Here is a 19,545-nt window from a genome sequence, read left to right as displayed (position 1 = left end):
CAGGGTGTCAGCTCAGGTTCAGATCTTCCAGGCCCAGCAGCGATCGGTACTCGACGCCCTCGGCGCCGATAATCGCGTCCGCACCCGTCGCGCGATCGACGACGGTAGCGACTCCGACCACTGTGGCCCCTGCCTCGCGCAGAGCCTTCACTGCTGTCAACGGAGAATTGCCCGTCGTGGTCGTGTCCTCGACAACCAGGACACGCTTGCCCACGATGTCCGGGCCCTCGATCTGACGCTGCATCCCATGAGCCTTCGCAGCCTTGCGAACGACAAACGCGTCGATCGGGCGTCCGGGAGCGTGCATCACCGCCATCGCAACCGGATCGGCGCCCATCGTCAAACCTCCGACGGCGTCGAAATCCCAGTCCGCGACCAGTTCACGCAGCAGCGAGCCGATCAGCGGCGCCGCCTTGTGGTGAAGTGTCGCGCGGCGAAGGTCGACGTAGTAGTCGGCTTCCTTGCCCGAAGACAGCGTCACCTTTCCGTGTACAACAGCCAATTCGCGCACCAGCGCAGCCAAATCCTCACGATCGCTCATGAGTGCTCAGCCTACCGACCACCGGCTTATGCTCGGCTTCTGCCTCTGGGCTACGTTCGGCTACTGCCTCTGGGCTACGTGCGCCCGCGGCCTCGTCCAACGATGTTGGTCAACCGGCGAACCAGCCCCTTGGGAACCAGACGCCCAGCCGTCGTGAGGACCTTGTACTGAATTCCCGGAATGCTGATGACCTTGTCGTCACCGAGATCCTTCATCGACGCCGCAACCACCTGGTCGACGCTCAACCACATCGGCTTGGGGATCGTGGACATCTCGATGCCCGCACGCTCGTGGAACTCGGTGCGGATGAAGCCCGGGCACAGCGCCTGAACGCGCACTCCCGTCCCGGCCAACCCGCCGGAAAGCCCTTCGGTGAACGAAATGACATAGGCCTTGCTTGCCGAATACGTCGAACCCCGCCCGGACAGCAGGCCCGCGACGCTCGCCACATTGACAATCGTTCCGTGCGCCGACGCGATCATGCTGGGCAGCGCCGCGCGGGTCAGCCGCATCACGGCGGTGACGTTGACGTCGAGTTGAGATTGAAGAAGCGTCGGATCTGCAGTCCAGAACTCGCCGGAGGTACCGAATCCGGCGTTGTTCACCAACACCTCGACGCCCTTCTCCAGACGAAGCGCGACGGTGTCGCGTCCAGCCTCCGATGCGAGATCGGCAACCAGAATCTCCGACTCGGTGCCGAACGTCGTCTTCAACTCGGACGCGAGGTCGTGCAATCTGACCTCGTCACGTGCGACGAGAACCAGGTCGTATCCGAGGGAGGCGTATTTCTTGGCAAAACCGGCGCCGAGACCAGAGGTAGGTCCGGTCACCAGGGCAACGGGACGCACAGGGCGATCCGAGTGGGAAGTCGACATACCGGCCACGCTAGTGGTTATCGCGGCGGGACGGGAACCTTAAAGGTCAGTCGACCGGGCGAATTGTGCCCGAGCGCTGGGACGCCGGACGCTGAGCCGGCTTGTCAGCCGCCTCGGGCTTGCGCAGCGATTGGTCCTGACGTGGCGCAGATTCCCGCGGTGCAGGCTCACGCGGTGCGGACTCACGCGGGGCAAATTCACGCGGCGGAGCTTCACGGGGCGGCTGCTCTTGACGCGAACGGGGCTGTTCTACCGGATCCGGAGTTGGGCGAGACTTCTCGGCGCCCGGCCGCGGGCGGCTCGGATCGTGATCGACCTCGAGTTCGTTGGGATCGGTGACGGGAGGCAGGACATGCAGAATGCCGGACAGGCGCGCAACCGACTCGATTGCAGCGTCCCAATCCCGACCGTTGCTGGTTACGGGGAGCGAGCCGAGAGTCCACTGGCCTTCGCTCCACAGCATGCTGATCGACGGCGGAACCGATTCGGTGAACGCCACCATGCGCTGATCACAGACACGACGTGCGATCTCGAGATCGGTCGCGAAGACGACTCGTGAACCGATCGCACCCAGCAGGTTCAGGTCGCCGTCCTTGGGCGGAGCCGTCGATTTCAACCGAAGATCGATGTCGACGTCCGACCCGATCTCGCGGCGAACGGCGACGATGGTTGCGGTCTCTTCCAGGTCGAACAGCACGAACTGCTCTCCGCGACGACGGCCTCGGACGACGTCGGTGGCAGTCAGGTAGTCCTGCTTCGCCATGACCGCGCGATGCCATTCGCCCGCCAGCTGATCGTCAGTGGCCGTGTACGTGTATCCCTGTGCCTTGGCCCAGATCTGACGCACTCGCCCGGATTGATCTCGCCTCGTCCTGTCGACGTACAGGAGCGCACCCGCGCCTGCGAGTGCAATTGCTGCCAGTCCGAACCACATTCCAGTCATCACCCTCCAGGGTAGCGACTCGCGGCCTCAACCTCCCGCGACACCCTGGTGGACTCGCCTGATGTGTCGTGAACGACTCAGTTGCCGAACTTCGGCAACGACGTACTCAGAATCGTGTTGGCGGTCATCGTGCCGTTCTCCACCGGAGTTCCGTCGACGACGATGTTGTCTCCTGGTTGCAGATCGGCGATCGTGGCGCGGTTGAGCGCGATGAGGGTGGTGTCGGCTGTGGTCAGAACCGTCACCTGCGATCCACCGATCGAATCGATGACCAACGTGCCGCCGTCGTTCGACTTGACGGTGCCGACGGCTCCCCCGGCGTCGCCGATGACTTCGCCGAGCCCGCCCGGGAGCTGGCTGAGCGGGGAATCCGTCGTCGGAGTCGGTGCCGTGGTGCTCGCCTTCGGCGGTGTGGTGGTCGGCGCCTGCGTCGTAGTGGTCGGCGGAACGAAAGCGGTCTGGGTTCCCTTGTCGTTCGAACCGAACGCCGAGAACGCGACGATCGCGATCACGGCGACCAGGATCCCGACCACACCGGCAGCCACCCACGTCGCGAGCTTGCGCTTCTTGCCGCCGCCCGACGACCCGTCGTCGATGAACGGCTGTTCCGGCGGAACTCCCCCGCCACCACCGGCAACCGGATATTGCTGTGTATTTCCGTACTGCTGTGTATTCCCGTACTGATCCGGGTTCCCGTACTGCTGGGCCGTGTACGGCGGATAGGCCTGCGTCGCACCCGGCGGCGGGGCCTGCGGATCGAACTGCGGGTTGTAGGCGGGGAAGGCCTGCGTGGGATTCGGCTGCTGTCCCTGCTGCCCCAAGTACTCCGTGTTCTGATCCGGGCCACCGTAGGGATACTGCTGCGCCCCCGGAAACTGCCCCGCCCCCGGCTGCTGACCGAAGTACTCCGTCGGCTGGTTCGGATTCTGGCCGGACACCGTCCCGTACTGCTCTGTCGGCTGGTCGGGCGTACGCCCCCACACCTCGGTGGCCTCGGGATCCTCACGGCGCGGCCCACCCGAGTTACGCGGATCGTTCTGATCGGTCATGCCTGGCTCACCTTCGGTTGGGACGAAAGAGCGTCGAAGTCGTTCGGAGAGGCGCGGGTGCAGACATCCCCAGTTCGAGCATCCAGCCATCCAGGGTAGAACAAAATGCGAATGCCCCGCCGATCCACTTGGATCGACGGGGCATTCCACTTACCGAATCAGGACAGAACCAACTGATCCGCGTCCTCGCTGACACCGACGTGCACGGTGTCGCCGTCCTGGACCTTGCCGGCCAGGAGCAGCTTGGCGAGCTGGTCGCCGATCGACTGCTGAACGAGTCGACGCAATGGCCGAGCGCCGTACAGCGGGTCGTAGCCGCGCACCGCGAGCCACATCCGGGCCGCACCGTTCACCTCGAGGGTGAGACGACGCGCAGCCAGACGCTTCTGCAGCTGCTCGAGCTGGATGTCCACGATGTGCTCCAACTGCTCTTCGGAGAGCGAGTCGAAGACGACCACGTCGTCGAGACGGTTGATGAACTCCGGTTTGAACGCGTGGCGTACCGCGTCCATGACCTGCTCCCGCGTGCCACCGGATCCTAGGTTGGAGGTCAGGATCAGGATGGTGTTGCGGAAGTCCACCGTGCGGCCTTGACCGTCGGTGAGTCGGCCTTCGTCGAGCACGGCGAGCAGGACGTCGAACACGTCCGGGTGTGCCTTCTCGACCTCGTCGAAGAGGACCACCGAGTACGGGCGTCTCCGAACTGCTTCGGTGAGCTGGCCGCCGGCTTCGTAGCCGACGTAGCCCGGAGGGGCACCGACGAGTCGGGCCACCGAGTGCTTCTCACCGTATTCGCTCATGTCGATACGGATCATCGCGCGCTCGTCGTCGAAGAGGAAGTCCGCCAAGGCTTTGGCGAGCTCCGTCTTACCGACGCCGGTCGGGCCGAGGAACAGGAAGGAACCGGTGGGCCGATTGGGGTCGGCGACACCTGCTCGGGCGCGGCGAACCGCATCCGAGACGGCGACGACGGCGTCGGTCTGGCCGACGACGCGCTTGCCGAGTTCGGACTCCATGCGGAGCAGTTTCTCGGTCTCGCCTTCCATCATCCGGCCCGCCGGAATGCCGGTCCAGGCTGCGACCACGTCTGCGACGTCGTCCGGCCCGACCTCTTCCTTGAGCATCACGTCACCGTCGGAGGCGGCTCCGGAAGCGACTGCTGCCTCTTCCAGTTCCTTCTCCAGCGCCGGGATGCGGCCGTAGCGCAACTCGGCTGCCTTGCCCAGATCGCCGTCACGCTCAGCGCGTTCGGACTCTCCTCGCAGGGTTTCGAGCTGTTCCTTCAGCACGCGCACCGAGTCGATGGCCTGCTTTTCGTTCTGCCAGCGGGTGCTGAGCTGATTGAGCTTTTCGCGATCGTCGGCGAGTTCCTGACGCAGCTTCTCGAGCCGAGCCTTGGACGCGTCGTCGGTTTCCTTCTCGAGTGCCACTTCTTCGATTTCGAGTCGGCGAACAGTGCGTTCCACCTCGTCGATCTCGACGGGTCGCGAGTCGATCTCCATACGAAGTCGCGATGCTGCTTCGTCCACGAGGTCGATGGCCTTGTCCGGCAGGAACCGCGAGGTGATGTACCGGTCCGACAGCGCGGCAGCAGCCACCAACGCGGAGTCGGTGATGCGTACGCCGTGGTGCACCTCGTAGCGCTCCTTGAGACCGCGCAGGATGCCGATGGTGTCCTCGACCGAGGGCTCACCGACGAGCACCTGCTGGAAACGACGCTCGAGTGCTGCGTCCTTCTCGATGTACTTGCGGTACTCCTCGAGCGTGGTGGCACCGACCAGCCGCAGCTCACCGCGGGCGAGCATCGGCTTGATCATGTTGCCTGCGTCCATCGCGGATTCACCGGTGGCGCCGGCGCCGACGATGGTGTGCAACTCGTCGATGAAGGTGATGACCTGTCCGGCACTGTTCTTGATGTCGTCGAGAACTGCCTTGAGGCGTTCCTCGAATTCACCGCGGAACTTGGCACCGGCGACCATGGACCCGAGGTCCAGGGACACGACGGTCTTGCCTCGAAGCGATTCCGGGACGTCACCCGCGACGATGCGTTGGGCAAGGCCCTCCACGATCGCGGTCTTGCCGACGCCGGGCTCACCGATGAGTACCGGGTTGTTCTTGGTACGACGCGAGAGCACCTGCACGACACGGCGAATCTCGGTGTCGCGACCGATCACCGGGTCGAGCTTGCCGCTACGTGCAGCTTCGGTGAGGTCGGTGGAGTACTTTTCCAGCGCTTGGTAGGTGCCTTCGGGCTCCGGGCTGGTGACGCGAGCGCTGCCGCGGACGGTGGTGAAGGCTTCACGCAATGCGTCCTGGGTAGCGCCATGACGTACGAGCAACTGCGCGACGTCGGAGTCGCCGCCGGCCAGTCCGTAGAGGACGTGCTCGGTGGAGACGTACTCGTCGTCCATCTCGGTGGCGAGGTGCTGAGCAGCAGTGAGTGCCGCGAGTGCCTCACGCCCGAGTTGCGGGGTGGAGCTTGCGCCGGTTGTCTTGGGCAGGCGATCGACGATTGCCTGTGCTTCACGGTGTACGACCGTGGGGTCGACGCCTACAGCTTTGAGTAGTGGGGCAGCGATGCCGTCGGTCTGGYCGAGCAATGCGACCAGCAGATGGGCAGGCCGGATATCGGGATTACCCGCCGACGACGCCGACTGCAGTGCAGCCGTCATCGCAGCCTGGGTCTTGGTTGTTGGTGTGAACGAGTCCACTTGTCACCTTTCTGGCGAAGTCGAACGGGAAGAGCCGCGACCGGTTGGTATTGCGACTGTGTCAATATGCTCAACGCGGACAAACTTGAGTCTATTCCGCTCAAGTTTGTTTTCGCCAGGCCGAGTTGGTTTCGTAGGTCACATTTTCAGCCGTACTAGAATTGTGGCGAGAGTTGCAGCTGGTGCGAAAGGGGGATGGATTGGATCCGACAGTGATCGCCCGTCTGCAATCCAGCCTCGATTCTCTGACCGACGACGAAGAGAGCCGTGCGCACTTCTCGGCAGTGTTCTACACCGGCCTCTTTGCGGAACATCCTCTGTACCGCTCATTGTTCCCGGCCGGGATGGAATCGCAGGGGCACCGTTTCTTCAGAGCGATCGAGTTCGTCGTCAAGAACCTTCCCCAGCATCGTCGGATCCGGAAGTTCCTCACCCAACTCGGCCGCGATCATCGCCGCTACGGCGTCGAGCGTGAGCACTACGAGGCTGCCGGTGTTGCACTCGAGCGCGCAGTTCGGTCGATGTACGGAACCAGCGCGCACAGTCGCTACAAGTGGACGCCGGAACTGGAGGACGCCTGGTCTCAGTTCACCGACCTCGTCGTGAGCACGATGGCCGACGGCGCCGAATCCGATACGACCCCGGCGCTCTGGGGCGCAACCGTGGTCAGCCACGAACGAGTCCTCGACGATCTGGCGATAGTGCGCCTCGAAGCCGACCCACCCATTCCGTACGGGGCGGGACAGTACGTCGGCGTTCAGATTCCGCAGCGTCCGAAAATGTGGCGGTACTACTCACCGGCGATTCCGACCAACCCTTTCGGTCAGCTCGAGTTCCACATCCGCAAGGTGTCGGGAGGATGGGTCAGCCCCGCGATCGTCAGCGAGACCAACGTCGGTGACCGCTGGGTCATGTCCACTCCCCTCGGCGGTCTCGAGGTCGACTTCACCAGCGACCGTGACGTTCTCATGATCGGATCCGGCACCGGCATCGCCCCACTGCGGGCACAGGTGATGGAAATGTCCCAACGCGCGCACAATCCGCGCGTGCACCTGTTCGTCGGCGGCCGGTATCCGTGCGACCTCTACGACCTCGAAACGCTCTGGCACATCTCGCTCAGTAATCCGTGGTTGACCGTCGTACCGGTTTCCGAAGAACCCGAAAACCCTTGGTGGCACAACGGACCGGTGCTGGAGCCACCCTTCGGAATGCACAGCCGACTGATCGGACCGATCGGAAAAGTGGTCTCGCAGTTCGGCTCGTGGGCCGACCGTCAGGTGCAGATCTCGGGGTCACCGTCGATGATCAAGACCACCGTCTACGCCTTGCGTACCGGCGGAACTCCGCTCGACCAGATCCGGCACGACCCGCTCTACTGACTACAGGAGAACTTTCATGGCCCAGCGAACCTGGTCGAGCACAGTCGTCGAACATCACCGTCTCCGTGAGGATCTGGCGGTTGTCCGCTTGGTCGGCGATGTCGTCCCCTTCCGCCCCGGCCAGTACGTCGATGTCAGCGTCCCGCAGAATTCGCGGTTGCTCCGTCGACTCTCCCCCGCACTGCCTCCCTCACACGACGGGAAGTTGGAGTTTCACGTCAAGACGGTTCCCGGCGGTTGGGTCAGCGGTTCGATAGTCAAGGACACCCAGCCTGGTGACGTCTGGCAGATCCTCGACCCGCGCGGCAACCTGTCCGTCGACGAGAACGGCCCCACCGTCATCATGGTCGCGGGCGGAACCGGCTTGGCCCCACTCCGGTCGATCATTCTCGATCTGGCTCAGACCCCGAACCCGCCGCAGGTGTACCTCTTCTTCGGTGGCCGAACGCTTCGCGATCTTTACGCAGCGGACATGTTGTGGCTGCTCGCCGACCAGTTTCCGTGGTTGCAGCCCATTCCCGTCGTCGAAGATCTCTCCGACGGCGGCCCGCCCGACGGGTGGTTCGACCGTTTGAACGTCGACATCGGATTCGGCGACGACCATCTCATCGAAGGCACGCTCGCCGACGTCGTCGCGTCGTACGGTGCGTTCACCGARCATCAGGTCTTGGTGTGCGGATCAGCGGCCATGGTTCGATCGACGCGTGATCGATTGATCGAGGCCGGAACGCCGGCCGAGGTCATTCAGTTCGATCCGTACTGACGGTCAGTACGTCGGATCATTGCGAACGGTGTCGACGTCGATGCCCACCGCGCGAAGCCTGAATTTGGTGCTGTTGACCATGGATTCGCTGCCGACGACCTGGATGTCGTAGCCCGCCCAGTCCCCGAACGAGGTCACGACCTTTCCGACCTTGCCGACGATGCGCCTTGCCATGCCGATCGGCGGCAGCGGTTCCGGCTCGGTGTGCCACCACGGATTCTCGTCTTCTTCCGAGACCGGGATGATCGTGAGCCACGGGTGCTTCTCGGCCAGCTTCCACAGATGAGGAAGGTCGTAGAGATCGCACGGATGCTGTCCGGAGTAGAACAGTTGGACCTTGCGAGTGTTGCCGCGTCGGATCAGTTCGAGGATCTGAGCGCGAAGAGGCGCGACACCTGTTCCCGACGCGATCATCAAAAGGTCCTTGGAGTTCTCCGGAATCCCCAGGGCGCCGATGGGCGAACCGACCACCCAGGTGTCACCGACAGCGGTTTGGTTCACCATGACCGGGCTGACCCACCCGCCGGTGACCTGACGAACGTGGAACTCGAGGACTCCAGTCCCGTCGTACGGCGTGGCCGGTGAGAGGTAGCGCCACATCCGCGGCCTCGCGGCGACCTGCACGCTGACGTACTGACCGGCGCGGTATTGCATAGTCTGGTCGAGTTGCAGCCTGACGACGGCGACGCCCTTGATGACCGGGCGGCATTCGATGACGGTGGCACTCCAGGCGGGCGGGCCGTCCTCCGCGTTGGCGGCGTCCATCATCGCTGCCGAGATGATCGCGAGCGCGTTGCGCCATGCGCTGTCGACCTCGTCTGTCCACATTTCGGCGCCACCGAAAGTCTCGAGTGCTTCGATCAGGGCATTGCCGACTGCCGTGTAATGCTCGTCGGTGACGCCGTACTTGCGGTGATCGCGGCCGAGCTGCGCGAGGTACTCGAGTATCGCGTCGGACTCGTCGAGGCGTTCGACGACGTGAGCGATAGCGCCGACAAGCCGGTCCCGCTGCACATCCATCGCTGCCGGAAAGAACTCCCGGGTTTCGGGCGATCGAGCGAACAGGATCGAATAGAAGGTACGGGCGAGCCGTTCCGGACCATCTTCTACCGCAGCGACGGATTTGAAGCTCGACCGGACCAGAGAGATTGCTTGCGAATCCACGCTCATCCTCGTCCCGACTAGACGCGGCAAGACCCGCCGCGGAATTTCGTCTGCAGCTTATGTCACAAATGTCTGACTCGTAAATCATTCTGGACAAGTGTCACAATGCGACCCCATTTCGCGGTGTGACCGTCCCTTTCTTATTCTTGCGTGCAAGATAAACAAGAGCTTCGACACTCTCAATCGCCGAGCTAACGTTCAGCGAAATCTCAACCAGCCAAACAGGAGTCGTGCCGTGGATTTTGTTCGACAGGACGAATTGCCCACCGATAGCGGGCTTACGTCCCAGATCGCCTCCACCACCCCGACGCTGACCGAGCTTCAACGTCGGGAACTCGAGTGCGTCGAATTTTTCGACTCTCCGGAACTGGGCCACCTCCCGACGTCTCGGCGGCGCGAGGCCTTGCGTGAGCTCCACCGGACCGGTACCTACACGCACACAGCGGAGGAATTGCTCGTCGGCGCCAAACTCGCCTGGCGAAACCACGCCAGGTGCGTCGGTCGCGCGCATTGGCGGACCCTCAAACTCATCGACGCGCGCGATGCCGTCACGGCTTCCGCTCTCGCAGAAGCGTGCTGGGAGCACCTGCGACTGTCGACCAACGGCGGCGCTCTGCAGTCCGTCGTGACGGTCGGGCCGCTTCCCCGCGAGGACGGCCAGGAGTACCGCATCCTCAGCCCGCAACTGATCCGCTACGCCGGCTACCGGCAACCGGACGGCACCATCCTGGGCGACCCGTGGCACGTCGATCTCACCGCTCAGGTCACCGCGATGGGATGGAAGGGCGCCGGTACGGCGTTCGACGTTCTCCCCGTGCTGATTTCGGTTCCCGACGAACCCCTGCAGTACTTCGACGTCCCGACCGACCTCGTTCTCGAGGTCGAGATCGAGCATCCCGAATACAGCTGGTTCGCTGATCTGGGGCTTAAATGGCATGCCGTTCCCGCGGTCTCGGACATGAACCTCGACATCGGCGGAATCGTTTATCCCTGCACACCGTTCAGCGGTTGGTACGTCAGCACCGAGGTCGGTGCACGCAACTTCAGCGACACCGATCGCTACAACATGTTGCCGACCATCGGGGCGATGATGGAGCTCGACATGAGCCACGACCGCACGCTCTGGAAGGACCGTGCACTGGTCGAACTGAACCGCGCAGTTATCCACAGCTACCGCAAGGCCGGCGTCATCATGGTCGACCATCACACTGTCGCAAAGCAATTCATCGATCACATCGCGCGTGAGGACAAGGCCGGGCGCAAGTGCCCGACCGACTGGTCATGGGTGAACCCGCCCATGTCCAGCTCGCTCACGCCGACGTTCCACCGCCTGTACGACGAGCCCGATCTCGACATCCGGCCCAACTTCGTGACAAAAAAGAAGAAGGGCACCGACCAAGGCCGGTGCCCCTTCCACAACTGATCGCACTCAGAAGGGGATCTGCCCCAATCCGACACCGACCACGAGCATCGTGATCGAGATCAGGCCTGCTCGCCACAGGACCTTCTTGTGGTGATCCGCCAGGGACACACCGGCGAGCGTGACCAGCAGCAGGATCGCCGGGACCAGCGGACTCTGCATGTGCACGGCCTGCCCGGTGATCGAAGCGCGCGCCATCTCCACCGGCTCGATGCCGTACTGGGCTGCCGTCTCGGACAGCACCGGCAGCACACCGAAGTAGAACGCGTCGTTGGTCATGAAAAACGTGAGCGGAATGCTCAGGACGCCCGTGATGACGGCCAGATGCGGGCCCATCGCGTCGGGAATGACCTGGAGCAGCCACTCTGCCATCGCCTCGACCATGCCGGTTCCCTGGAAAACGCCGGTCAGCACCGCTGCTGCCAGCACCATCGCGACAACGGAGACGATGCTCGACGAATGGCGTGCGATTGCTTCGCCCTGATCCTTGACCGCCGGGAAGTTGACCGCGAGAGCGATCGACGACGCAATCATGAACAGCACCGGGATGGGCAGGATGTCCATCACGAGCACGACGAGAAGGATCGTCGTCAGCGCGGCGTTGAACCAGAGCAGCTTCGGTCGCAAGGTGTCCCGCTTGGGGTCGAGGCCGTCGATGAATCGTCCGGTGTCGCCGCCGTCGTCTTCGGAGTCGTTCGAGCCGCCGGTGCCGGCGCTACCGGTGCTGGAACTTCCACCGTTTCCGACCTTTTCGAGGATGCGCTCAGAAGTCAGGACCAAAGTCCCGATCCTGCGACGCTCCATGATCCCGAGGTGAATCGCGAATCCGAGCACCATGATCAGGCCGACGATCAACGACGGCACCATCGGGACGAACACGTCGGAGGGCGAGAGTCCCAGCGCGCTAGCCGCCCGCACGGTCGGGCCACCCCACGGAATGATGTTCATCGTCGCGTTGGACAAGCCGGCGATCACCGTCAGTACGACGGGACTGACACCGAGTTTGAGGTAGAGCGGCAGCAGCGCGGAGGTCACGATGATGAAGGTCGTCGAACCGTCTCCGTCCAGCGAAACCACCATCGCGAGCACCGCGGTGCCGACCACGAGCCGCATCGGATCGTCTCGCACCATCCGCAAGATGAGTTTGACCAGCGGATCGAAGAGGCCGACGTCGATCATGATTCCGAAGAAGATGATCGCGAAGAACAACAGCGCCGCGGTGGGTGCGAGCGACTTGATGCCGTCGGTGATCATGTCGCCGATGCCGAGGCCCGCTCCGGCGAGTAGTCCGAAGGCCACCGGCACCAGGGTCAGTCCCACCACCGGGGTCGCGTGTTTGGTGAGGATCAGGAACATGAACACCGCAACCATGAGGAAGCCGAGTGTGACGAGCATGATGAACTCCTTTTGTGCTGAGTTGCCGAGAAAAACGGCACGGCAAATCGAGCCGGTGACCTTCGTGGAGGTGAAACGAAACTTCGGTTGTGCTCAGTTGGTTCCGGGCGGATCGAGTGTCGCGTCGACGAACCGGGATTGTTCGGCGAGGAAGACAGAGAACTCGGGTTCGGTGAGAACTGCGCTGTTCCAACCATTTCGGTCGGACAGCTCGTTCCACCGTGGACTTGCCGCAAGATCCCGCACTAAATTCTGTAAATGCTGACGCTGGTCGTCACTCAATCCGGGGGGCGCCATGAGACCCCGCCAGTTGGTGAACGTGACGTCGACGCCCGACTCCGCCATGGTCGGTGCATCCACCGCCGGAGTGCGCTCCGGCGAACTGACCGCAAGGACCCGAACCGTGCCTGCCGCAATCTGATCCAGGTACTCCCCGATACCGGTGGCGGCGACGTCGACCTGCCTGGTCAGCAGCGCCGGAAGCAGCTCTCCGCCGCCGTCGTAGATTCGGTAAGGGGACAGCGACGGATCGACGCCGACCGCCCGTGCGAACAGAAGGCGGAACAGCCCGTCCGGTCCGCCTTCACTCGAACCACCACCGATCGAGATCGACGACGGATCCGCCACCCAGGCCTGCGTCAGATCTGCCAGAGTTTTGTAAGGCGAATCTGCTGGGACCAGTACAGCTTCCGGTTCTTCGACCAGTCTCGCGATCGGTGTCACGTCGGAAAGGGTGTGTTCGGACGGCAGTATCTCGAGCGAACCGAGAACGCCGAGTCCCATGACCATGAGTAGATCGGGATTTCCGCGTTCGAGAGCCAACCGGTTGAGTCCGACGATGCCACCCGATCCGGGCAGAACAACGACGTCGGCGTCGACGGTCCCTTCGTCGGCCAGTGCCTGCACCATGGTCCGGGCGGTCAGGTCGTAACCACCACCGGCCACCGAGGGCACCAGTACACGCAGTTCTTCGGAACTCTCACCCGCTCGACCACCGGCGAAGAAGGACTCGACCGGAGTGCATCCGGTCGAGAGCACGAGAGCCATCGCGCAAGCACCGAGCAGGGCGATATGCCTGCTCAGTCGCTTCGATGTCCTCATGGCCTTGTCCTTGTCTGCTGGCTGTCTGCTGGTACCGCTGTGTGAACAGGTTTCATACTGACGCACTTTGTGACTGAGGTCACCATTGGGAAAGCAAATTGATTTGTGCTCATTGTGCTCACGAACAGCCGCTTTCCCGGCATCGAACTGAAGGCTAGGGTCTGGCTGGTGTCCTCAGGAAACGAGCAGGCCGAGCGAGAGCGCAAGTCGCCTCTGCGTGAGCGCCTGTTTCGGCGCCGGCACACTCTGGCGACCCAACTTCTCGAACTGCAACTTCTGATCGTCGTCGCAGTTCTCGTGTGTGTCACCGCCCTCTCCCTCGCTCAGTCGTCTGCGAGTTTCCAACGCGAGGAGGGACGTCGCGCACTCTCGGCAGCGGAATCACTAGCAGCCAATCCAGCGGTACGTGAACTACTCCCCCAGGCACAGACTCGTCTCCGCTCCGGACTACAAGGTTCGGTCGACTCGGTACGCGCCATCTCGGGCGTCACCTACGTCTCGCTTGCCGACGCCGACGGCAGTGTCGTCATTTCGACGCGTCCCGGCGATGTCGGCGTCGACGCACGTCAGACACAGGATCGGTCATGGACGGGTTTGGTCGACACGTCCTCCGGCAAGGCAGTGGAAGCGCACGTTCCGATTCTCGGCAGTGAAGGAGGGATCACCGGAACCGCGATCGTCGGCATCGAGTACCCCTCGATCTGGACGCGACTGCTGCAATCTGCACCGAACCTCCTGGTATACCTCGCGGTGGCCTCGCTTCTCGGGGGCGTCGGTTCGATCCTGTTGGCCCGCAGGGTCAAACGGCAGACCCTCGGCATGGAGGCCCGCGAGATCCTGGACCTGGTTCGCCAACGTGAGGCGATGCTGCGTGGCCTCAAGGAAGGTGTCATCGCATTCGACGCGCAGGGAAAGGTGGTGCTGATGAGCGACAGTGCCCACCAACTCCTCGACATCCCACGCGGGAGTGCCGGTAGATCTGTGCGGGACCTCGGTCTCGACGACCGACTCCAGAGTGTACTGACCTCCGGCACAACCGAATCCGATCAGTTGGTTCTTGTCGGAGATCGACTACTCGTCCTCAACACCGTCTTGATCGAATCGAAAGGCCGCACCATCGGGTCGGTCACCACCTTCCGCGACCGCACCGAATTGCGCTCCGTGGAAGAAGAACTCGACGTGACCAAAACCAGCACGGACGCGCTACGCGCCCACATCCACGAGTTCGACAATCAGTTGCACACCATTTCCGGCCTCATCCAGCTCGGCGAGTACGACGAGGTGGTCGGCTACGTCGAGGGCCTGACCATGGAGCGCGCACAGGTCAGTGCGGCCGTGACCGACAAGATCGCCGACGTCGGCACTGCCGCACTCGTGATCGCCAAGATAGGTGCCGCTGCACAGGGATTGGTCACCGTGGAACTGACCTCGGACACGCACCTGGACTCGGTTGATCGCCGACTCGGCCGAGACCTCGTGACGGTGGTCGGAAACCTCGTCGACAATGCCGTCGACGCTGTCGGTGAGATGCCGGAAGCGTCGCGCCGCAAGGTTCGATTGTCGATTCGGGGCCGTGGCACCGCCGTCGAAGTACGGGTCGAGGACGCCGGCCCCGGTATCGCGCCGGAGAATCGCGACAGGGTTTTCGGCCAGGGCTGGAGCACCAAGGGACAATCGAGCGACGGACACGGTTTCGGCTTGGCACTGGTACGCCTGACGTGTCGTCGACGCGGTGGCGACGTCACCGTGAGCAGTCGTTCGACAGAGGGCATCGAATGGACTGTCTTCACCGCAGTCCTACACGACGGAGAGGGCGCATGATCCGGGTACTGGTGGTCGACGACGACTTCATGGTGGCGAAGGTGCACAGCGGATTCGTCTCGCGGATAGACGGTTTCGAAGTGTGTGGCGTCGCCCATTCGGCCGAGGCCGCGCTGGCCGCAGTCGGTGAGTTCCAACCCGACCTGGTGCTTCTCGACGTCCACCTGCCGGGCACCACCGGACTCGATCTGATCGCCCCGTTTCGCGAGCTGGCACCGGAGCTGGATGTTCTTGTCATCACGAGTGAGCGCGAGGCCGGCTCGGTCAAGAAGGCGCTGCGCAGCGGCGTCGTGCATTACCTGATGAAGCCATTCACGTTCGAGGTTCTCCGTGAGCGTCTCGAGCGTTACCGATCGACATACGCGAATCTCGACAGCTCCGGCGAAGCAGAACAGACAGCAGTGGACGAGGCCTTCGGTGTGGCAGGTGGCGCGCCCGGGGCGTCGTCCCACAAAGGTTTGCCCAAGGGACTCAGTCCCGAGACTCTTCTGTTGGTCGAGACAGCTCTGCGAGACGACACCGAACCCGCCTCGGCAACAGACATTTCCGAGAGAGTCGGTATCTCGCGCGCGAGCGCGAGGCGCTACCTCGAGTACCTCTACGAGTCCGGGCGGTCCACCACCTCGCTGAAATACGGAGTGGTGGGCCGCCCGGAGCGTCGTTACGTCTGGAAACGCTGACCCTTCGCTACACGACGCTGGTTCCTAGACTGCGCGGGCGCTGGTCTCCCAGTACCGCGCGCGCAGTGCCTTCTTGTCCAGCTTGCCCAGCGGTGTCAACGGGAGTGAATCCACGAAGTCGATGCTCTTGGGAGCGTGAACCGAACCCTTGGCTGCCTTCACCTTGTCGACCAGTTCCTCGGTGTCCACGGTCAGTCCGGCACGAAGCACCACGCAGGCCTTGACGGCTTCGCCCCACTTGTCGTCCGGTACACCGACTACCGCCACCGATGCGACGGACGGGTGCGCCGAGATCACGTCTTCGATCTCGCGCGGGAACACGTTGAAACCACCGGTCACGATCATGTCCTTCTTGCGATCGACGATGGACATGAACCCGTCCTTGTCCTTACGTGCGATGTCGCCGGTGTGCAGCCAACCCCCGCGGAACGCCTCGGCGGTTTCGGCCGGCTTCTTCCAGTAGCCCTTCATGATCAGCGGGCCGCGCACGCAGATCTCACCGAGCTCTCCCTGCGGCACCTCGTTGAGGTCGTCGTCGAGCAACCGGACGTCGAGCCATGGCACGGGCCGCCCACAGGTAGCGAGGCGGGCCGGATCGTCGGCGACGTGTTCTTCCTTGCGCAGCACCGAGATTGTCATGCCGCACTCGGTCTGACCGTAGAACTGGAAGAAGATCTGCCCGAACTTCTTGATGCCCTCTTGCAATCTGGCCGGGGACATCGCGGACGCTCCGTAGAACAGCGTCTGCAAACTCGATACGTCACGCTTGGGCAGATCGGGGTGGTCCATGAGCATGTAGATCATGGTGGGCACCAACATGGTTGCCGTGATCTTGTGCTTCTCGATCGCCTCGAGCACGGCCCCCGGTTCGAAGGCGGGCAGGACGATCAGAGCGCCCCCGCGCAGCAAAGTCGGGATGAAGAACGCCGCGCCTGCATGTGAGAGTGGCGTGCAGATGAGAAAGCGGTTGTCCTCGGGCCACTGCCACTCCGACATCTGGATCTGATTGAGCGCTGCACCCGAACGGAACGATCCCACAACACCTTTGGGCTTACCGGTCGTTCCACCGGTGTAGACCATGCTGCTGGCGTCTTCGGCATCGACGTGCGCTGCCTTCAGCGGCGCAGGCTCGAATGTCGCGGCCAGAGCAAGGATGTCGATCCCCACTTCGGACGGGCCCATCGAGAGCACGTTGGTCAGCGAAGGCGACGACGCCTTCAACTCGGCGGCACGCTCTTCGAAGGCATTGGGATCGAAGATGAGGGTCTCGATCTCGGCGTCGTCGACGATGTACTTGTGGTCGTCGAGCGATCCCATCGGGTTCAGGGCACTCGCCCGGCAGCCGGTGATCATGGTCGCGCCCATGCTGATCAGCACCTCGGGGCGGTTCTTCGACAGCATCGCGGTGCTGGTGCCCTGAGTGATTCCCAGCGACGCGAGAGCCTGGGCGAAGCAGCTGATCTGATCGCGCATCTGCCCTCCGGTGAGGATCACGTCTCCGAGGTACAGCGCAGGCTTGTCGTGATTGCGTTCCAGAGCGGTGATGAGCAGGTCCGGACCGTATACCGGTCGGTGCAGGTCAGCGAACTCGTCTGTCATCTGGTCTTCCTTCTGCTCGGCGCGTGCAGTCATCGAGATGTGCTCCCGGTCACGGATACGATATCCAGAATTGCACAAAACTGGAACAGGTTCCACCTCTTCGAACGAATCCGAGAATGCTCCCGATCAGCGGGAAGCCCGTCGTCACCCGCGAGAGCGGTGGTTAGCGTCGATGTACCCACCGAGACGACAGCGTCTCGGTCGCGTCCAACGGAGAGTGTCATGACTACCAACCTCGGTACCGCCCACTTCACGGCATCTGCTCCCCGTATGTCCACCACGCTCCTCTCGGATTTCGACTCGCTGTACGGCACCGTGCGCTCGGCACCCGACGGGTCCGTCGTCGAACAGGACGTCGTGTTCTTCGGGCGCCCTGATCCGGGCGCGCTGCTCACCGGATCCGTGAGGCCGCTGGGCTCGACTCTCGAGCGGATCACCGAATACCACGACCAGACCGGGCATCTGGTTGCCGAGGTCTTCGTCCGGGAAGCCCCGACAGCGGGCACCGGAACCGATTCCGTTGCTGCCCTTGCCGATTTCGCCGCTCGTCGTTACGGCTCGGCGTCGCTACGACGGTTCCGCGGACGTTGCACCGCAACTTCCGCGGGAGCAGATCTGAACTGCTCCGTGACGGTGCTCGCTACGTACGAGAAGGACCACGAGAGCGTCGCCGACGTAGCTCTGGTCGCCACCGATCCCACCGGGGTCGTCACCGCTCGGGCCTGGGCGACTTACGCGATCGACGATGTGGCGACACTCGCGAGCTGAATCTCTGCAGGTCACCGAGCGGGTGTTCCATCCAGCGGGAACTGCCGTATCTCCAGAGGACGCTTCGTCGTTGTATGAGACGGATCACATCACTGGAGCGTCGCAAGACGCGGCTCGGAGGAAGACATGGCACTCGGAACCGGCCCACTCACCACTACGGACGCCTCGACGCAGTCGGGCGCCGGCGAGGAAATTCGAGAAATCGAAGCGGCAGCGCCCCCGGCGCGGTTCGCGCGTGGATGGCACTGCCTCGGACTGAGCAATACCTATCGCGACGGTCAGCCCCACCAGATCGAGGCATTCGGCACCAGCCTTGTCGTCTTCGCCGACAGCAAGGGCGACATCAAGATTCTCGACGCCTACTGCCGCCACATGGGTGGCAACCTCGCTCACGGAACCGTCAAGGGCGATTCGATCGCCTGCCCGTTCCACGACTGGCGTTGGGGCGGTAACGGAAAATGTACGGCGATCCCCTACGCACGACGCGTTCCGCCGCTGGCCAAGACGCGGGCGTGGACCACACTCGAGAAGAACGGTCAGCTGTTCGTCTGGCACGATCCCCAGGGAAATCCCCCGCCCGCCGAGGTCACAATTCCCGACATCGAGGGCTTCGGAAGCGATGAGTGGAGCGACTGGAGCTGGAACACGCTCACCATCGAAGGCTCTCATTGCCGCGAGATCGTGGACAACGTCGTGGACATGGCCCACTTCTTCTACGTTCACTACTCGTTCCCCAAGTACTTCAAGAACATCTTCGAAGGTCACGTAGCGAGCCAGTACATGGAATCGGTGGGACGCGAGGACATCATCAGCGGCACCAACTACGGCGATCCCAACGCTGTTCTTCGTTCGGATGCTTCGTATTTCGGTCCGTCGTACATGATCGACTGGATCAAGAGCGAAGCCAACGGGCAGATCATCGAAACTGTATTGATCAACTGCCACTACCCCATCTCGAACAATGCCTTCGTGTTGCAGTACGGCGCGATGGTCAAGAAGCTTCCCGGTATGGACGACGAGTCCACTGCCGCGATGGCCGCGCAGTTCACCGAGGGCGTCGAGATGGGATTCCTTCAGGACGTGGAGATCTGGAAGAACAAGGCCCCGATCGACAACCCGCTGCTCTCGGAGGAGGACGGCCCGGTTTACCAGTTGCGGCGCTGGTACAACCAGTTCTACACCGATGTCGAGAACGTCACGGAAGACATGACGAAGCGCTTCGAATTCGAGATCGACACTACCCGTGCAGTGGAGAGCTGGAAGCGGGAAGTCGCCGAAAACGTTGCCGCACGTGACGCCCAGGCGCTCGAGACAACCTCCTGATTCGCAGTCGAAA

16 protein-coding genes are annotated in these 19,545 nt (G+C 63.0%); 7 read left to right on the top strand and 9 right to left on the bottom strand.

What is annotated here, in order from left to right; all coding sequences use genetic code 11:
* Positions 1 to 7: 7 nt before the first annotated feature.
* From pyrE to clpB, 5 genes are all read right to left on the bottom strand, one after another.
* On the bottom strand, positions 8 to 541 hold the full coding sequence (gene pyrE / locus AC1DWA_RS06245) for an orotate phosphoribosyltransferase (protein ID WP_019749433.1): 534 nt from the start codon (positions 539 to 541) through the stop codon (positions 8 to 10).
* A gap of 74 nt (positions 542 to 615) precedes the next feature.
* The gene (locus tag AC1DWA_RS06240) at positions 616 to 1,416 is read right to left on the bottom strand and encodes an SDR family NAD(P)-dependent oxidoreductase (RefSeq protein ID WP_477845767.1); all 801 of its coding nucleotides are present in this window, start codon (positions 1,414 to 1,416) and stop codon (positions 616 to 618) included.
* Between the two features lie 46 nt (positions 1,417 to 1,462).
* Complete coding sequence (locus AC1DWA_RS06235) at positions 1,463 to 2,350, bottom strand: hypothetical protein (RefSeq protein WP_030535971.1); 888 nt, start codon at positions 2,348 to 2,350, stop codon at positions 1,463 to 1,465.
* A gap of 86 nt (positions 2,351 to 2,436) precedes the next feature.
* Positions 2,437 to 3,408, bottom strand: a complete 972-nt coding sequence (locus AC1DWA_RS06230; RefSeq protein ID WP_477845766.1) for a hypothetical protein — start codon at positions 3,406 to 3,408, stop codon at positions 2,437 to 2,439.
* Between the two features lie 158 nt (positions 3,409 to 3,566).
* Positions 3,567 to 6,119 carry an ATP-dependent chaperone ClpB gene (gene clpB, locus AC1DWA_RS06225; protein WP_477916523.1) on the bottom strand — a complete coding sequence of 851 codons (2,553 nt, stop codon included), beginning with the start codon at positions 6,117 to 6,119 and terminating at the stop codon, positions 3,567 to 3,569.
* A 182-nt stretch (positions 6,120 to 6,301) separates the two neighbouring features.
* On the opposite strand from clpB, the gene AC1DWA_RS06220 reads away from it, so the two are divergent.
* Together AC1DWA_RS06220 and AC1DWA_RS06215 are read left to right on the top strand one after the other, a co-directional pair.
* Complete coding sequence (locus AC1DWA_RS06220) at positions 6,302 to 7,498, top strand: FAD-binding oxidoreductase (RefSeq protein WP_477845765.1); 1,197 nt, start codon at positions 6,302 to 6,304, stop codon at positions 7,496 to 7,498.
* Positions 7,499 to 7,514: 16 nt separating this feature from the next.
* Positions 7,515 to 8,261, top strand: coding sequence for an FAD-binding oxidoreductase (locus AC1DWA_RS06215; protein ID WP_003944435.1), 747 nt, complete (start codon positions 7,515 to 7,517; stop codon positions 8,259 to 8,261).
* 3 nt (positions 8,262 to 8,264) lie between these two features.
* Here AC1DWA_RS06215 and AC1DWA_RS06210 read toward each other — a convergent pair whose 3' ends face one another.
* Complete coding sequence (locus tag AC1DWA_RS06210) at positions 8,265 to 9,425, bottom strand: globin domain-containing protein (RefSeq protein ID WP_029254742.1); 1,161 nt, start codon at positions 9,423 to 9,425, stop codon at positions 8,265 to 8,267.
* Between the two features lie 235 nt (positions 9,426 to 9,660).
* On the opposite strand from AC1DWA_RS06210, the gene AC1DWA_RS06205 reads away from it, so the two are divergent.
* Positions 9,661 to 10,848, top strand: coding sequence for a nitric oxide synthase oxygenase (locus AC1DWA_RS06205; RefSeq protein ID WP_020906627.1), 1,188 nt, complete (start codon positions 9,661 to 9,663; stop codon positions 10,846 to 10,848).
* Between the two features lie 6 nt (positions 10,849 to 10,854).
* Here AC1DWA_RS06205 and AC1DWA_RS06200 read toward each other — a convergent pair whose 3' ends face one another.
* A complete protein-coding gene (locus AC1DWA_RS06200; RefSeq protein ID WP_477845764.1) occupies positions 10,855 to 12,240 on the bottom strand; it encodes a CitMHS family transporter in 1,386 nt (461 codons plus the stop codon).
* 93 nt (positions 12,241 to 12,333) lie between these two features.
* The gene (locus AC1DWA_RS06195) at positions 12,334 to 13,341 is read right to left on the bottom strand and encodes a Bug family tripartite tricarboxylate transporter substrate binding protein (RefSeq protein ID WP_477845763.1); all 1,008 of its coding nucleotides are present in this window, start codon (positions 13,339 to 13,341) and stop codon (positions 12,334 to 12,336) included.
* 168 nt (positions 13,342 to 13,509) lie between these two features.
* On the opposite strand from AC1DWA_RS06195, the gene AC1DWA_RS06190 reads away from it, so the two are divergent.
* On the top strand, positions 13,510 to 15,162 hold the full coding sequence (locus tag AC1DWA_RS06190) for a sensor histidine kinase (protein WP_230091105.1): 1,653 nt from the start codon (positions 13,510 to 13,512) through the stop codon (positions 15,160 to 15,162).
* Positions 15,159 to 15,842 (top strand): response regulator, encoded by a 684-nt coding sequence (locus AC1DWA_RS06185; protein WP_020906624.1) that lies wholly within the window; start codon positions 15,159 to 15,161, stop codon positions 15,840 to 15,842. Before AC1DWA_RS06190 ends, AC1DWA_RS06185 begins: the two co-directional genes overlap by 4 nt.
* Positions 15,843 to 15,866: 24 nt before the next feature.
* Here the strand turns inward: AC1DWA_RS06185 and AC1DWA_RS06180 are convergent, their stop codons facing one another.
* Positions 15,867 to 17,441 (bottom strand): AMP-binding protein, encoded by a 1,575-nt coding sequence (locus AC1DWA_RS06180; RefSeq protein WP_080910223.1) that lies wholly within the window; start codon positions 17,439 to 17,441, stop codon positions 15,867 to 15,869.
* A 222-nt stretch (positions 17,442 to 17,663) separates the two neighbouring features.
* Between AC1DWA_RS06180 and AC1DWA_RS06175 the strand changes: the two genes are divergently transcribed.
* Together AC1DWA_RS06175 and AC1DWA_RS06170 are read left to right on the top strand one after the other, a co-directional pair.
* Positions 17,664 to 18,209: a hypothetical protein gene (locus tag AC1DWA_RS06175; protein ID WP_477845762.1), complete on the top strand. Its 546-nt coding sequence runs from the start codon at positions 17,664 to 17,666 to the stop codon at positions 18,207 to 18,209.
* A gap of 126 nt (positions 18,210 to 18,335) precedes the next feature.
* Complete coding sequence (locus tag AC1DWA_RS06170) at positions 18,336 to 19,532, top strand: 3-ketosteroid-9-alpha-monooxygenase, oxygenase component (RefSeq protein ID WP_020906621.1); 1,197 nt, start codon at positions 18,336 to 18,338, stop codon at positions 19,530 to 19,532.
* The last annotated feature ends 13 nt before the right edge of the window (positions 19,533 to 19,545 follow it).

Source organism: Rhodococcus sp. P4_F3_2, assembly GCF_056401335.1.
This window is presented reverse-complemented; position numbering and strand designations above follow the sequence as displayed.

Bases quoted from the DNA above. Each gene is read 5' to 3' on its own strand.
- AC1DWA_RS06195 (WP_477845763.1), bottom strand. From the start codon at position 13,341: ATGAGGACATCGAAGCGACTGAGCAGGCATATCGCCCTGCTCGGTGCT.
- AC1DWA_RS06240 (WP_477845767.1), bottom strand. From the start codon at position 1,416: ATGTCGACTTCCCACTCGGATCGCCCTGTGCGTCCCGTTGCCCTGGTG.
- AC1DWA_RS06235 (WP_030535971.1), bottom strand. From the start codon at position 2,350: ATGTGGTTCGGACTGGCAGCAATTGCACTCGCAGGCGCGGGTGCGCTC.
- AC1DWA_RS06200 (WP_477845764.1), bottom strand. From the start codon at position 12,240: ATGCTCGTCACACTCGGCTTCCTCATGGTTGCGGTGTTCATGTTCCTG.
- AC1DWA_RS06185 (WP_020906624.1), top strand. From the start codon at position 15,159: ATGATCCGGGTACTGGTGGTCGACGACGACTTCATGGTGGCGAAGGTG.
- pyrE (WP_019749433.1), bottom strand. From the start codon at position 541: ATGAGCGATCGTGAGGATTTGGCTGCGCTGGTGCGCGAATTGGCTGTT.
- AC1DWA_RS06230 (WP_477845766.1), bottom strand. From the start codon at position 3,408: ATGACCGATCAGAACGATCCGCGTAACTCGGGTGGGCCGCGCCGTGAG.
- AC1DWA_RS06175 (WP_477845762.1), top strand. From the start codon at position 17,664: ATGACTACCAACCTCGGTACCGCCCACTTCACGGCATCTGCTCCCCGT.
- AC1DWA_RS06170 (WP_020906621.1), top strand. From the start codon at position 18,336: ATGGCACTCGGAACCGGCCCACTCACCACTACGGACGCCTCGACGCAG.
- AC1DWA_RS06180 (WP_080910223.1), bottom strand. From the start codon at position 17,441: ATGACAGACGAGTTCGCTGACCTGCACCGACCGGTATACGGTCCGGAC.